General features: G+C 68.9%; 15 protein-coding genes. 10 read left to right on the forward strand and 5 right to left on the reverse strand.

Annotation, left to right across the window (positions count from 1 at the left end):
• Positions 1–1149 carry an AI-2E family transporter gene (locus tag AB0J80_RS08560; protein ID WP_364701940.1) on the reverse strand — a complete coding sequence of 383 codons (1149 nt, stop codon included), beginning with the start codon at positions 1147–1149 and terminating at the stop codon, positions 1–3.
• A 175-nt stretch (positions 1150–1324) separates the two neighbouring features.
• Between AB0J80_RS08560 and AB0J80_RS08565 the strand changes: the two genes are divergently transcribed.
• Genes AB0J80_RS08565 through AB0J80_RS08585 form a run of 5 tightly spaced genes read left to right on the forward strand, consistent with a single transcriptional unit; the run spans position 1325 to position 4037 of the window.
• A complete protein-coding gene (locus tag AB0J80_RS08565) occupies positions 1325–1978 on the forward strand; it encodes a hypothetical protein (protein ID WP_364701943.1) in 654 nt (217 codons plus the stop codon).
• Positions 1978–2334, forward strand: coding sequence for a hypothetical protein (locus AB0J80_RS08570; protein WP_364701945.1), 357 nt, complete (start codon positions 1978–1980; stop codon positions 2332–2334). Before AB0J80_RS08565 ends, AB0J80_RS08570 begins: the two co-directional genes overlap by 1 nt.
• 13 nt (positions 2335–2347) lie before the next feature.
• Positions 2348–3205, forward strand: coding sequence for a hypothetical protein (locus AB0J80_RS08575; RefSeq protein ID WP_364701948.1), 858 nt, complete (start codon positions 2348–2350; stop codon positions 3203–3205).
• A complete protein-coding gene (locus AB0J80_RS08580; protein ID WP_364701951.1) occupies positions 3202–3774 on the forward strand; it encodes a hypothetical protein in 573 nt (190 codons plus the stop codon). Before AB0J80_RS08575 ends, AB0J80_RS08580 begins: the two co-directional genes overlap by 4 nt.
• On the forward strand, positions 3771–4037 hold the full coding sequence (locus AB0J80_RS08585; RefSeq protein WP_364701953.1) for a hypothetical protein: 267 nt from the start codon (positions 3771–3773) through the stop codon (positions 4035–4037). Before AB0J80_RS08580 ends, AB0J80_RS08585 begins: the two co-directional genes overlap by 4 nt.
• 17 nt (positions 4038–4054) lie before the next feature.
• Here AB0J80_RS08585 and AB0J80_RS08590 read toward each other — a convergent pair whose 3' ends face one another.
• Genes AB0J80_RS08590 through AB0J80_RS08600 form a run of 3 tightly spaced genes read right to left on the reverse strand, consistent with a single transcriptional unit; the run spans position 4055 to position 6233 of the window.
• Positions 4055–5080, reverse strand: a complete 1026-nt coding sequence (locus AB0J80_RS08590) for a hypothetical protein (protein ID WP_364701955.1) — start codon at positions 5078–5080, stop codon at positions 4055–4057.
• Positions 5077–5646, reverse strand: coding sequence for a signal peptidase I (locus tag AB0J80_RS08595; protein WP_364701958.1), 570 nt, complete (start codon positions 5644–5646; stop codon positions 5077–5079). Before AB0J80_RS08595 ends, AB0J80_RS08590 begins: the two co-directional genes overlap by 4 nt.
• The gene (locus tag AB0J80_RS08600; protein ID WP_364701961.1) at positions 5628–6233 is read right to left on the reverse strand and encodes a hypothetical protein; all 606 of its coding nucleotides are present in this window, start codon (positions 6231–6233) and stop codon (positions 5628–5630) included. The genes AB0J80_RS08595 and AB0J80_RS08600 overlap by 19 nt, the downstream gene beginning before the upstream one ends.
• 197 nt (positions 6234–6430) lie before the next feature.
• Between AB0J80_RS08600 and AB0J80_RS08605 the strand changes: the two genes are divergently transcribed.
• From AB0J80_RS08605 to AB0J80_RS08625, 5 genes are all read left to right on the forward strand, one after another.
• Positions 6431–7435 (forward strand): hypothetical protein, encoded by a 1005-nt coding sequence (locus AB0J80_RS08605; RefSeq protein ID WP_364701964.1) that lies wholly within the window; start codon positions 6431–6433, stop codon positions 7433–7435.
• On the forward strand, positions 7432–9015 hold the full coding sequence (locus AB0J80_RS08610) for a GGDEF domain-containing protein (protein WP_364701966.1): 1584 nt from the start codon (positions 7432–7434) through the stop codon (positions 9013–9015). The genes AB0J80_RS08605 and AB0J80_RS08610 overlap by 4 nt, the downstream gene beginning before the upstream one ends.
• A gap of 35 nt (positions 9016–9050) precedes the next feature.
• On the forward strand, positions 9051–9683 hold the full coding sequence (locus AB0J80_RS08615; protein WP_364701968.1) for a hypothetical protein: 633 nt from the start codon (positions 9051–9053) through the stop codon (positions 9681–9683).
• Between the two features lie 83 nt (positions 9684–9766).
• On the forward strand, positions 9767–10105 hold the full coding sequence (locus tag AB0J80_RS08620; RefSeq protein WP_364701971.1) for a hypothetical protein: 339 nt from the start codon (positions 9767–9769) through the stop codon (positions 10103–10105).
• A gap of 275 nt (positions 10106–10380) precedes the next feature.
• Positions 10381–11688, forward strand: coding sequence for an EAL domain-containing protein (locus AB0J80_RS08625; protein WP_364701974.1), 1308 nt, complete (start codon positions 10381–10383; stop codon positions 11686–11688).
• A gap of 156 nt (positions 11689–11844) precedes the next feature.
• Here AB0J80_RS08625 and glnA read toward each other — a convergent pair whose 3' ends face one another.
• Positions 11845–13269: a type I glutamate--ammonia ligase gene (gene glnA, locus AB0J80_RS08630; protein ID WP_364701977.1), complete on the reverse strand. Its 1425-nt coding sequence runs from the start codon at positions 13267–13269 to the stop codon at positions 11845–11847.
• Positions 13270–13406 lie beyond the last annotated feature (137 nt).

A 13406-nucleotide genomic window follows, 5' to 3' on the forward strand; every position in this document is an offset into this window, starting at 1 on the left:
TCAGCGGGGCTGCTGGACCGGATCGCTGCGGGGCACGTCGATGGTGCGGGCGCCCTCGTGGGCGGGCAGAGCAGGCGGGTCCGCCCGGTCCACCGGCGTTTCCCGCTCCCCCACCGTGGGCTCGGACTTGAGCCGGCCCCGGCGGGTGTCCCAGAGGTCGCGGGCGACGATCTGCAGAATGCCGGCGACCGGAATGGCCAGCAGCGCCCCCAGGATCCCCGCAAGCTCCACCGCGATCAGGATGGCGATCAGGACGGTCAGCGGGTTCACCTTCACCGTGCGCGCGAAGATCATCGGCTGCAGCAGGTGGTTTTCGAGCTGCTGGTACAGCACGAAGAACACGATGACGACGATGCCGGCCGTGGTCGACTCCACGAACGCCGCGAGCGTCGCGATGACGGCGCCGAGCGTCGCACCGACCAGCGGGATGAGGTCGGCCAGACCCACGAACAACGCGATCAAGCCCGCGTACGGGACCCCGAGGATCGCCAGCACCGCGTACGTGAGCGCCCCGCAGATGAAGCTGATCAGCAGGTTGCCGGTGATGTAACCGGTGATGGTCTTCGCGCAGTCGTGTCCGACCCGGCGAATCCGCTCGGCGCGCCGGTCGTCGAACAGCGCGAGGAAACCATGCACGATCTTCGGCGCCTCGAGCACCATCAGGTACGCCAGCACGAAGATCGTCACGATGCCGGCCACGCTCGTCGCCGCCCCCCGCACCAGGGCAAGGGTGGGGGCGCCCAGCCCGGAGGCGTACTCGCGGAAGCGGTCGGCGTGGCTCTGGGCGTACTCAAGAAGGTGATAGCGCTCGATGAGCCCTCCGACCGGACCACGCCCGGACCGCGCATCCTCGATGATCTTCGGAAAGTCGGCGACGACCTGGGACCCCTCCCGCACCAGCGGCACGATGAACACCGTGGCGAGCGCGCCGAGCAGCAGGACCGCACCGAGAAAGACCAGCAACGTGGCCAACCAGCGCCTGCCGAAGGCGACCCGGCGCTCGACCCAGTTCACGGCGGGGTGCAGGGCCACGGCGAAGAACGCCGCGATCACGATCCAGGTCAGCACCTGGCTGGTCGCCCGCATCAGATAAAGAACCAACAGCGTGGCAAGCACCAGCCCGATGACGATCAACGTCCGGCGCGCCACGATGGCATCGTCACGATTACTCACAGTTGCGGGCTACCCGGCCCCAACCATGACAAACGTCAATCTAGCCAGGTCAATGCGTCACGTCCGGCCCACCGCAACACACGCACCCCCAACAAGTCGAGGAACCGTCGTACCATGATCGACGATCATGAGGCGGGGGGCGAACGAATAGATGGTCAGTGAGCTTCAGGAGCGGGACGCCCGGCGGTTCATCGCGAACGTCCCAGACATGATGTCAGGCTCGCCCCCTGGCGATCCGGTTCCTGGACTGGGGGCGATCGACGGTACGGACAGCTCGGGAACCGTCTACTGCGTGGTCGACCTGGGCGGCAACCTGTTGGAGGTCGGGATCAGCGATGGCTGGTGGGACGCCGTCGGCCCGCGTGGTGTCGCGGCGGCGGTTCTCGCGTCGTTGCGCTTCGCCCGCGACAAGGCCGGGCTGGCTCGCATGGTGCTCAATCACCACGGGCGCTCCGCCGCCGTACCGGCTTCGGCGTATCGGATCCCCTCCTCAACTGGGACGCATGAAGAACTTCCGCCGTACGACGCACCGAACTTCCCGGAGGAACTCGGTCGCAAGCTCGAGCGAGCGGCGCGGACCCTGGCGAAGGCCGAGCGTTTCGCTCGCGAGCGTGACAGTGGTGCCCGACGTGAGCTGACCGGGCCACGAGGACTTTTCCGGGTCGAGGTGTCCGGCTCGGCCGTGATGGGCGCGACGGTCAACGAGCAGGGCCTCGGTCCGGGTGATGGCGCCGAGCTGGCGGCCGACGCACGCGAAGTGCTCCTTGCCGCTCGACGCCGTTTCGATGCCATGGGAGAGCTGTGATGTCCGACTACAACTGGTTCTCGGACCAGGCCGTCGAGGTGGCAGTCGACGGCCTTGAGAAGGAAGCCGAGAAGTGGCACGAGCTGGCAGGCCGAATGCGCAAAGTCTCGCAGGCCGCCCAGGGTCAGAGCCTGCAGGCGACAGCCTTCGCGGTGACCGATGCCATGACCGGGGCGGTCACCGCCATGGACCTCAAGGCCGCATACGACACGGTGTACGAATGGCTCAACTCGCTGTTCGCACAGGCCGCCCAGGAGTTCGACAGCATGGGCGATGCCCTGACCAAGAACGCCAAGTGGTACGCGAATGCCGACGCGGACGTGGCGCAGAACTTCGACGCAATCGCGTCGTCCTGACCATGGAGTTGTCGTGACGCAGCCTGAACCGAAGACACCCGGTCAGACCGGCACTGCCGAGACCTTCGCGCCCACCACGATAGGAGCGTTCCGCGCCGGCGTCGGCGTGCTGGAAGGCGGAGTCGCGGGCGTCCAGCGTGAGTGGAACAACCTGATTAACGCAATCAATGCGTTCCTCCTCCGCGTTCAACAGGCTCTCGACGGGGATCACTGGTGGGAAAAGCTTGCTGAATGGATCACCGATGACATCCGAGAAGGCATCGAACGGATTCGGGCTCTGATCGAGGAGTCCCGCGGAAAAGTGGATGCCATCCTCCAGACCACGGAGAAGGCGATCAACGGATCCTTCCCCGTGCTGTCGCTGTTCGAGGTCGGATTGGACTGGGCGACGAAGGTGAACACGCCGCTGTCCGACATCGGGCCCGATCTCTCCCCCACCTCCGCCGCCCTCTACAACTGGCGGGGCCCCGCCCACGAGGCGTACAAGATCCGGGTTCAAGACCAGGGCGATGCGGTGGGAGCGGTCGTCGACAAGGTGAAGGCCACGAGCCTGTGGCTGGCCGATGTGGCTCAGGCCAATACGGCGTACATCGTGGAGTTGGCCGACCGGGTCGCTGAGATCGTCGGCGTCCTGATCGCCATCACCAGCGATGTGGCAGAGGCCGCGGCCGGCGACGTTCCTGCCGTACAGCAAGGCGCCCTGCACCTCTCCGAGTTCTTCGGTGAGTGCACGACCCAGCTGGCGCAGTATCTGACGAACCTCGCCAAGCGGTTGGCCGAAGTCCTGCAGAAGATCACCGAACTCGCCGTCGAATATGGCGACCACACCGGCCTGCCGCAGGGCAAGTGGCCGCAGGCAGTCACCCGATGAGAGCCGTACGGCTTGTCGCGGGCCTTCTTATCGTGGTGGGGATCGTCACCGGCTGCGCGAGCCCCGACACCTCACCGATCGAAAGCGGCATTCCGAATCCCTCGAGGTCCGCCGTCATCCGGTCCCTGCCGGCACCAGGCGGTCACTGGAAAGGCCTGCGGTCGAAGTGCCCACAGCTCACCAGCAGCGCAGCCCGGCGAATCGGCGCGGGCGGTGCCGGTACACCCACCGATGATTACGCCGCCACCAGCATCGTCACGAACGCCGACTGCCAATGGGGCTCCACCGACGGGCGAGGGGCCGCCGTGAACGCCCGCATCAACATTTGGGCACGACAAGAGGCGGCTGACGCCGAATGGCGGACGCTCAGCACCGATCAGACCGAGTCGATCCAGGTCGGCGACGTGGGCTTCGTCATGGACGAAGGCCGTGGAATCGTCGTACGCACCCGCTGGGGAAACGCGGTCGCCACCGTACGACTCGTCGCGGCCGACGAGACGGGCAGAACGCAGCTGAGCGACGCGGGTGACATAGCCGACGATGTCCTCGACGACTTGGTGCCGGGATGAGCGCGCCTCGTCCGCCGCGCTGGTTCATCGCCGACGAGATTCTTGCCGGTCGCGTCAACCTGGACGGGTATCCCTTCCGCTACATCTACGTATCCATCAACCCGACCAGCGTTGTCGGGTTCTTCGGTGCCTCCGGACACGCCGCGCGAGTCGATGCCGTCTTCACCGCCGTGGAGATGCTGGAGACCCGGGGATGGGAACTGGTCAACTTCGAGCTGAGCGGCAAGGTGGCGTATCTCCGTCGGCATACCGGAAACGGTTGATCGCCCCGGGCCGCGCATCAGCAGCTGAGGACGGTGACGTTCCGGGTCGATGAGCGCCAGGTGCCGTAGACCGCGGTGATGGTGTAGGTGTAGCCACTCGTCGCCGACGTGATGGTGTCGCTCCAGCCGACCGTGTTCCGGCCGCCGACCGAAGTCGTCGGTCCCCCGCTGCGGACGATCTCGTAGCCGGTGGCCCACGTGTCCGGTGTCGCGGTCCAGCTCAGGTCGATCGTGGGGTCGTAGCCGGTACCGGACCCGGTGAGCAGGACCGAGAAGGCGACCCAGGAAGGGTTCGTGCCGCTGATGCCGCTCGAGCGGGTGCCGGTGCCGCCCGCCGCGGACCGGAGCTCGTGATACTGGTCGATTCCGACGCCCGTGCCGGCGACCGCGACGCTCGGCGTCATGCCCGCGGGGGTGGAGGAGGCGCCGGTGTGTGCGAATACCGACACCAGCAGCTCGTTGGGAGCCGCGGCGGGGATCGCGGGTGCCACTGCAGTGGCAGTGTTTCCCGTGCTGTTCGCGGAGGCGTCCAGTCCGCTGATGTGGGCGTAGGAGGTGAGCGTCCCCGCTACCACGCCCACCGAGCTGAGCGAAACCGCATAGCTCGCGGGCGGCGAGGCCGGTGCGGCCAGAGCGAACACCGCCAGCCGCAGGTCCATGGTCCCTCCGGCGATGAAGTTGCTGCCCAGCGACGTCCAACCGGCGGGGGTGGTGATCGTCGGTACGCCGTTGCCCGCGCCGTTGTACGCCACCACCGACATGATCAGGTAGTCGCCGGCGGAAGTGGACGGGGTCGTGAGCGTCAACGAGGAGGCGATCAGGGAGCTGTTCGTGGTCGAGTCCCGGTATCCCGGCCCCAGCGGCGTGCACGGCCGGTTGGCCGAGAAGCTGCCCGGCGGGTCCAGTGTGGCGGTGGTGAGGGCGTTCGACCCGCTGGCGGACCGCACGACGAACGCCGCCTGGGATGTTCCGGTCGTGGTGAGCATCGACCAGGCCGCCACGAGGGCGACGACGGCGAGCATCCAGCTGCGTGCCCGAGTCATCGGTGGATGCCCTTACGCGTACGGCGGTGGCGGCGGGCGGGCGGTTCCCTCTCGCCCAGCCACCTCAGTGACCAGACCAGCGGGAAGGCTCCGGCCAGCATGAGCAGCGGGCCGTAGTCGCCGTTCGCCGCCCACGTGCGGGGCAGCCCCACCCACGGCACGCGCAGGCGCAGCGCACCGGTGATGGCGGCGGCGGGCACCGGGCGCGGGTCGTTGACGCTGTTCGCGTCGCCCTTGGTGACGTACGTCCCGTCCGGGTTGATGTCGACGATGCGGTGCACCAGGTAGTGGCCGGGGCGCGTCGGATCCTCGAACCGGATGACGCGGCCCGGCCCGAGGGCGGCGGGCCCGACGGGCTCGGCGATGACGACGTCGCCGGGCGCGATGGTCGGTTGCATCGAGCCGGTCAGCACGACCGACGGCTTCCAGCCGACCGCCAGCGGGGCGAGGGACGACAACACCAGGCTCGCGGCCAGCGTGAACAGACCGAGCGAGGCGTACGAGATCAGCCGGGCCGGATTCGGGCGCCGGGATTCCGTACGCCGGGTCAGCTGTGCCCTTCCCATGTGATCTTCAGATCGACGGTGGCGCCCATGGCCGAGCTCGGCGTGTTCGTCGCCAGCTTGTAGGTGAAGCGGAAAACCTTCGTGCTGGCCACGTTGGCGGGCGGGAGCCATCCCGACGACACGCTGGTGACGCCGCTGGGGTCGTACGCGTTCTTGGCGACGAAGTCAGAAAGCATGCGCCCCGCGGTGATGGTGGTGTCGGCAGTGTTGCCGAAGATCGGTGTGCCGGCCAGGCCCGTGCACGAGGCGCCGGAGCCGAAGACGCCGGCACCCGTCGCCGTCTCGATGCTCCAGTTGATGTTCGGCGTCGCTCCCCCGCCGCCGCTGCCGGGCGTGTCGGTGGCGTCGCCCGTCTTCACGTAGAGCTGCACCGGCGCGGACGGCGCCACCGTCCCGTCGTAGGTCACCGTGATGCAGGACGATCCGCTCGCGCCGGGGATGAGGTTCGACACGGAGAACAGGGCGCTGTCGCTGTCGTTGTCCGTGAGCTCCAAGGCGCCGGTGGTGAAGGAGTTGTTCGGGTTCTCCGCACTGGTGACGAAGTCGGCTGAGGACGCCTCGTACACCACGAAGCCGGAGCCGATCACCGCTGCAGCGATAACGCCTACGGCGACCGCAGCCTTCGGTCTTTCTCGGCGGTGGCGGGCGGCCGGCCGGCCCGTGTGCTGCATCGTCTCCCCCTGGATCGTGTCGGTGAAGAACTTCGACCGCGGGGGGACGCGCCTGAGGATCCTGAAGCTCAGGTCTGTCTCAACCGGGTGGGCGCGGCGCCGATAGAGGAGGCATGTCCCGGCCGGCACGCTCGTCGATCCGGCCGCGAACGGTGCTCCTGCTCCTGTCCGTGGTCGTCGTCGGGCTGGGCGCCTGGCTGCACCAGCGGAACCCGGCCACCGTGACGGCAGAGCCGGAAGCCGTCGTACTGGCCTCCGCCTCGCTGACCGGCGGCGGGACCACGGCCGGTCAGGCAGCGCCGCTGTTCGATCTCACCGGCATGACCCCGGGTCGGCAGTACGTACGCTGCCTGGTCGTCGACGCGACCTCGGCCGGGTCGGCCGTCGACTTCACCGTCAGCGACGTGCGCGGCGCGCTGGCGCCGTGGCTGCGGATGGAGGTCACAGCCGGAACGGGTACGTCGGAAGCCTGCGACGACTTCGCGCCGGACGGCACCGCCTTCTTCGCGAGCTCGCTGGCCCACACCGGCACCGTCTCGACCGGTTGGGAGCCGCAGAGCGCCGAACAGCGGACGTTCCGCATCGCCGTCGAGGTGGCCGACGATCCGCGCGCGGCGGACCAGCAGGCCGTCGCGACCCTGGTGTGGCTCCTGCACCCCACGGCGACCCCGGTCACCCCGCCCGCGACCAACCCGCCCGCGCCTGCCCCGCCCGCCACTGAGCCGCCCGCGACGAACCCGCCCGCCGCCGAACCGCCCGCGACCACCCCGCCCGCGACCCGTCGGCCGGCCTCCGGCCCACCGACGACCACACCGCCGGCGAGGTCGAAGCCGACGCGGAGCCCAACGGCGAAGCCGAACCCCAGCTGGTCCCCGGCCCCGCCGTCCGCACGCCAGGGCTGGGGCGGCCCGACGACACTGCAACGCACCGTGGACCTGCTGCAGGGCGTGGCCCGCAACTCGGGCTTCCCGCTGCTGCTGCTCCTGGCGGTCTTCCTGTTCCTCCTCCTGCAGGACCGGGTCGACCGCAAGGACCCGAAGATCGCCCACGCGCCGCTCTACGGCGACCCCGACCAGCCCTTCCCGACCGCCGGTACCACTGCGTGGAGAAACCCGTGAATGACAAGACCCAGCCCTGGCGCTTCGGCATGCTGCCGCTGACCGACCGGATCCGGTGGTCCACGTCACTGCGCGTCGGCCTCGGCGTGGCGGTCGGCCTCCTCTGGCTGCTGCAGCCCGGCCAGCGCCGTACCGACAGCCCCGCGCTGCTGATGGTCGCGGTGGGCTTCGCCCTGGCCGCGGTGGTGACGCTGGCTGCGCCGCTGGTGGGCCGGCGTACGGCCATCCTCGCCGTCAACGTCGCCCTGCTGGTCGACGGCGTCGCACTCGCGTGCGCACTGCATGCGTACGGGGGAATCACGGGTGTGGTCAGCGTGCTGATGCTGCTGCACGTGTGCGGCGTGAGCCTGCTGACGTCGTTCCGGTCGGGCGGCAAGGTGGCGGTGTGGCACGCCCTCGTCGTGCTCTGCATCCTCCAGGCCGAACAGGTGGGCCTGCTGACCAACGCCGACGGCCCGTTCCCGTTCGCCCCCTACCTGACCTTCGTCGTCCTGCTCGGCACCGCCGCGCTCGCCACCTCGTCCTTCGCCGCCCTCAACGAGCGCGAGCTGCGCCGCCGCCGGTACGACGCCGAGGTGCTGCGGTCACTCGCCGTCGGCCTGGAGACCTCGGCCGACTACGTCGCGATCGCCACCGCGCTCGCCCGGACGGCCGTCGAGGACATGCTCGGCGCCCGGGCCCTCGTGGTCGTGCAGCCGGTCGAGAACGACGAGGAGAGCCGGGGACTGCGACCGTTCGAAGCCGCCTGGCCGGCCCTCCCGCCGAGCGCCACCCCGCTGCCGGCTCCCGGCCACGAGTCGATCCTGTCCAGCGCCACGGACACGCCGATCCTCGCCCAGGGCCTCGAACCGCACGACGACGCGTACCTGCTCAGCCGCCTGCCCGGCGCGCAGCACCTCGCGATCCTGCCCATCCCGATCGGCGCCGCGGGTCAGGGCTGGCTGGTGGTGGACATGGGCACCCGCAAGCGCGTCGAGAACCGCATGATGTCCACCTTGCAGCAGGCCGTCGCGCACGTCGGCCTCGCCCTGTCCCGCGCCGTCCTCGTCGAAAGGCTGCGGCTGGCCGCCGAGACCGACGGCCTCACCGGCCTGACCAACCGCAAGACCTTCGACACGGCGTTCAGCCGGCTGATCACCGAGTCGCACCGCACCGGCGAAGCGCTCGCGGTCGCCCTGGTGGACCTCGACTTCTTCAAGAAGATCAACGACACGTACGGCCACCAGGCCGGCGACGACACCCTCCGCGCCGCGGCGGCAGCCCTGCGCAGCACCGCCCGGGGCGCGGATGTGGTGGCCCGCTACGGCGGCGAGGAGTTCGCCGTGATCCTTCCCGGCGTCGACGCCGCCACGGCCTGGGAGGCGGGGGAACGCTTCCGCGTCGCCGTCGCCGGCTGCGCGGCGCCCGTACCGGTGACCTGCAGCATCGGAATCGCCTGCCTGTCGGTGTCGCAGGGGTCGGTGGTCGAGCTCCTGGAGTCGGCCGACCAGGCGCTCTACCGCGCCAAGGACGGCGGGCGCAACCGGGTCGAGGTCGGCTACGGCACCCAGGCGGCGATGCCGGCCGAAAGCCGGGCCTGACCGCCGGAACATCGCCATCCGGGTACGGTCAAGTCATGATCGACTCGTCACGAAGTGCGCCTCGGTGGTTGGCGGTCGTCGTGGTGCTGTGGCTGCTCTTCGCCGCCGAGCGGTTCTTCGCCTACCGCTTCGTCGGATACGGCCCTACCGTGCTGGTGCTGCACGGGGTGGGCTGGCTGACGGCCACCGTCGTCACGGTGACCTGCATCGTGATCTTCTGGCGACGATCGAAACGTTCCGTGGCGGCGGCGGCCGCCGCGCTGGGCCTGCTGAGCGCCGGCGTGATCAGCGTGGTCGACTGGAGGCCGCTGCACGCGCGTGAGTTCTACCGCGAGAACAGGCAGGACTTCGCGAAGCTGGTCGACCAGGTACGCCAAGGCCTGTACAACGCCGATACGGCCGGTGGCTCGCGGCTCCCCGACGAACTGGCGCATCTGTCGAAAAGTGGCTGGGTAGCCGCGATGGACCTCCCCAAGGAGCTGAAGTCCGTGCTCTTCCTTCCGGTGACGGCGGCCCGAGGCGACAGCCACGGAAACGGCGCCGGCGTGGTCCACGGCTGTGCCATCGGATACCTGAACCTCGACGTCGAGATCGCCCGCCAGGTGGAGAAGTACGACGTCTGCCCGAACCGAACGCCGCTGGGCGACGGCTGGTACTGGGCCGACTGACCCGACCCCGGCACTCAGTCGGATGGAACTCGGGCCCGCACTGTACGGAACAGGTCCCAGCGAAGATCACATAGCCTCTGGTGATGGCTGACCCAGACGTCCTGACCCTGGAGAGGTTGTCGACCGGACTCTTCGTCGAGTATCTCTCCGCGACGACCACCGACCCGGACCTCCTGGTCGTGGGACTCGACTACCCCGCTCCCGTGTGCGACCGGCTGTGGCAGGGGCACCCCGGAGTCATCCACGACCCCACCGCGCAGCATGTGCAGGTCACCTGGGCAGGGCTCGAGGACACGGTCGCCAGCTTCGGCCTCGGCTTCAGCTGCGACGACCAAGGGCGGTACGGGCTGGGCATCATCTCCGCTACGGAGTATGCGGCGCGGCGACTGCGCGTGCTGGCCGGCCGATCCCCGACGGGATAAAGCTGCCGCCTGCGATGCCAACGACAACCGTGTCCCACTCGCGCTTGGTCGGCGGAGCGCTCGGAACACGGGAAGCGGCGGCCACGTCTGTGCAGGCCACTGTGTCATGGCCGTCTTCGGTCACTTGGAGAGCCGAGCGACTCCGTGTCGACTCCTGTGCGAGACCTCACAAGCCCTCGGCGCAAGGGGCGCCGAGGGATGCCGATAGAGGGGAGTTGGCAATGGGCCGGATCGTCCCGGCACGGCCGTGATCCCAGAAGGAGCCTTGGACCGCCATGACAGTGCTGTTCCGGCGCGAGACGCCGCTGCCCAGCCCGGTGGCCGCTGTGGTCGGGAGGGCTGGGGCCCCGCGGCCGACCGACGGCGCGACGATCGAGAAGATCGTGGAACAGCGGCTGTTGACCGCTGAGTTCCAGCCTGTGGTCAGCCTGAACAACCGGCACGTTATCGGTTTCGAGGCCCTCGCCCGTGGTCCGGTGAACACGCGGCTCGCCTCCCCCGCCGCGATGTTGACCGCCGCGTCGTTCAAGGGTCTGCTCCCCGAGCTCGACACGGTCGCCCGTTCGGTCGCCGCGGACGCCGTCCTCAAGCTGGACCTGCCCGACGAGACGCTGCTGTTCGTCAACGCCCTTCCCCAAGGGCTGCTCGCCGACGTACCCGACGACCTTGCCGACTCGCTGCGCGAGGCCATCGACCGGTACACGGTCGTCACCGAGATCGACGATGCGGTACTCACAGGCGACCCGCTGCTCGCCGTGCACGCAGCCGACCGGGTCCGCGCCCTGGGCGTACGGGTGGCCGTCGACAACTTCGGCGCGAGCATCGACGCGCTGGCGTTGCTGCCGCTCCTGGCGCCTGATGTCATCAAACTCGACATGAGTCTGCTGGGTCACGCCCCCAACGCTCACGCCGCGATGGTGCTGGACACTGTGGCCGACTACCGACGAACCACCGGCGCGCTGGTCGTCGCCCAAGGCATCGAACACGACCATCAACTGCCACTCGCCGGCGGTCTGGGTGCCCGGCTCGGGCAAGGCTACCTGTTCGGCGCGGCCGCGACCGTACCCCAGCTGTCCGGCGGAAACGATGGCCGCATCACTCTGCCGGCGCCGGCCGCGGTGAAGGGCGACAACCTCGACCCGCTCGTCCTGCCTGGCGAGGAGATCATCGCACCGGGGTCGCTCGTGCGCGAACTGGCCGCGCGTCTGGAACGCACCGCCACCAGCAGCGACATCCCGGCCGCGATGGCCATCGTCTGCCCGAACGGTCGTTTCCCTTCCGGGGCGCCGCTCGCCGCCGCGAACCACGTCGCCCGCGGCAGCGCGATGACCGTCCTGCTCGCCCCCGACGCGGCGCTGCGCCCGATCCGACGCGTACATCTGGCCGCCCTCCCGAGCGGCGATCCGCTGTTCCAACACACCGTCATCGCGATCCTCACCCCGAGCACCGCCGCGGCCCTGGTCGCCACGGCCTCCCCTGGCACCGAGGACACCTACACCTATCGGTTCAGCCGAGACCGGGACGTGGCTATCAGGCTGCTGCGCCACCTGCTCGCCCGCGCCGCCTTCGAGGAATACGCCTGACCCGCTCCGGCCACGCCGGCGCTGCGCCCAAGGAAAAGCGGTACCACCGGTGGTGTCGTGTCCTTGCCCCCCGGTCGACGCTCGGGATGCGGGAAGCGGCGGCCACGTCGGCTGGGAGCCGAGCATGACCGCCGCTTCCTCCGTCAGGCCCGAGGGTCAGACGTTGTAGTACATCTCGAACTCGTGCGGGGTCGGGCGGAGGCGGACCGGGTCGATCTCGTTGGTGCGCTTCCAGTCGATCCAGGTCGAGATCAGGTCGTCGGTGAAGACGCCGCCGGCCGTAAGGAACTCGTGGTCGTTCTCGAGGCTGTTCAGGACCGCGTCCAGCGAGCCCGGGACCTGCTTGACGTTGCCCCACTCCTCCGGCGGGAGGTCGTAGAGGTCCTTGTCGATCGGGGCCGGGGGCTCGATCTTGTTCTTGATGCCGTCGAGGCCGGCCATCATCTGGGCCGAGAAGGACAGGTACGGGTTCGACGACGGGTCCGGGACGCGGAACTCGACGCGCTTGGCCTTCGGGTTGCTGCCCGTGACCGGGATGCGGGTGCAGGCGGAGCGGTTGCGCTGCGAGTAGACCAGGTTGACCGGGGCCTCGTAGCCGGGCACCAGGCGCCGGTACGAGTTGACGGTCGGGTTGGTGAACGCGAGCAGCGACGGCGCGTGGTGCAGCAGGCCGCCGATGTACCAGCGGGCCGTGTCGGACAGGCCCGCGTAGCCGGTCTCGTCGTAGAACAGCGGCTCGCCGTTCAGCCAGAGGCTCTGGTGGGTGTGCATGCCGGAGCCGTTGTCACCGAACAGCGGCTTGGGCATGAAGGTCGCGGTCTTGCCGTGCTCCCAGGCGGTGTTCTTGATGATGTACTTGAACATCTGCATCTGGTCGCCGGCGTGCAGCAGGGTCGAGAACTTGTAGTTGATCTCGGCCTGGCCGGCGGTGCCGACCTCGTGGTGCGAGCGCTCGACGGTGAAGCCGACGTCGATCAGGCGGCGGACCATGGCGTCGCGCAGGTCGGAGTAGTGGTCGACCGGGGCGACCGGGAAGTAGCCGCCCTTGTACGCGGTCTTGTAGCCGCGGTTGCCGCCCTCCTCGTCCTTGCCGGAGTTCCAGGCGCCCTCGATCGAGTCGATGTAGTAGAAGGACTCGTGGGCGGCGGTGGAGTGGCGGATCGAGTCGAAGATGTAGAACTCGGCCTCGGCGCCGAAGTACGCCGTGTCGGCGATGCCGCTGGACGCCAGGTAGGTCTCGGCCTTCTTCGCCACGTTGCGCGGGTCACGCGAGTAGGCCTCGCGGGTGAACGGGTCGTGGATGAAGAAGTTCAGGGCCAGGGTCTTCTGGATGCGGAACGGGTCGATGAAGGCCGTCGTCACGTCCGGCAGCAGCATCATGTCGGACTCGTGGATGGCCTGGAACCCGCGGATCGACGATCCGTCGAAGGCGAGACCGTCGGTGACCACACTGTCGTCGAACGATTCCACCGGGATGTTGAAGTGCTGCATCACGCCCGGAAGATCACAGAACCGTACGTCGACGAACTTGACGTCCTCGTCTTTGAGGTATCGCAGGAGTTCCTCGGGATTGGCGAACACACGTCCTCCTGGCACAGGTTTTCGAAGGCTGGTCGCGACGCTATGGGGCGGCGGTTGCCCGGGCGTATCCCTATTGTTTCCGCCGTGTTACGGCCCCCGTGATTCGGCCGCGACCCACCGCACCCTAGCGCCCGGGA

Source organism: Actinoplanes sp. NPDC049548, assembly GCF_040676695.1.
Taxonomy (GTDB): domain Bacteria; phylum Actinomycetota; class Actinomycetes; order Mycobacteriales; family Micromonosporaceae; genus Actinoplanes.

Coding starts and splice junctions, on each gene's coding strand:
- AB0J80_RS08605 (WP_364701964.1), top strand. CDS start 6,431: ATGTCCCGGCCGGCACGCTCGTCGATCCGGCCGCGAACGGTGCTCCTG.
- AB0J80_RS08615 (WP_364701968.1), top strand. CDS start 9,051: ATGATCGACTCGTCACGAAGTGCGCCTCGGTGGTTGGCGGTCGTCGTG.
- AB0J80_RS08595 (WP_364701958.1), bottom strand. CDS start 5,646: ATGGGAAGGGCACAGCTGACCCGGCGTACGGAATCCCGGCGCCCGAAT.
- AB0J80_RS08625 (WP_364701974.1), top strand. CDS start 10,381: ATGACAGTGCTGTTCCGGCGCGAGACGCCGCTGCCCAGCCCGGTGGCC.
- AB0J80_RS08585 (WP_364701953.1), top strand. CDS start 3,771: ATGAGCGCGCCTCGTCCGCCGCGCTGGTTCATCGCCGACGAGATTCTT.
- AB0J80_RS08620 (WP_364701971.1), top strand. CDS start 9,767: ATGGCTGACCCAGACGTCCTGACCCTGGAGAGGTTGTCGACCGGACTC.
- AB0J80_RS08570 (WP_364701945.1), top strand. CDS start 1,978: ATGTCCGACTACAACTGGTTCTCGGACCAGGCCGTCGAGGTGGCAGTC.
- AB0J80_RS08580 (WP_364701951.1), top strand. CDS start 3,202: ATGAGAGCCGTACGGCTTGTCGCGGGCCTTCTTATCGTGGTGGGGATC.
- AB0J80_RS08565 (WP_364701943.1), top strand. CDS start 1,325: ATGGTCAGTGAGCTTCAGGAGCGGGACGCCCGGCGGTTCATCGCGAAC.
- AB0J80_RS08590 (WP_364701955.1), bottom strand. CDS start 5,080: ATGACTCGGGCACGCAGCTGGATGCTCGCCGTCGTCGCCCTCGTGGCG.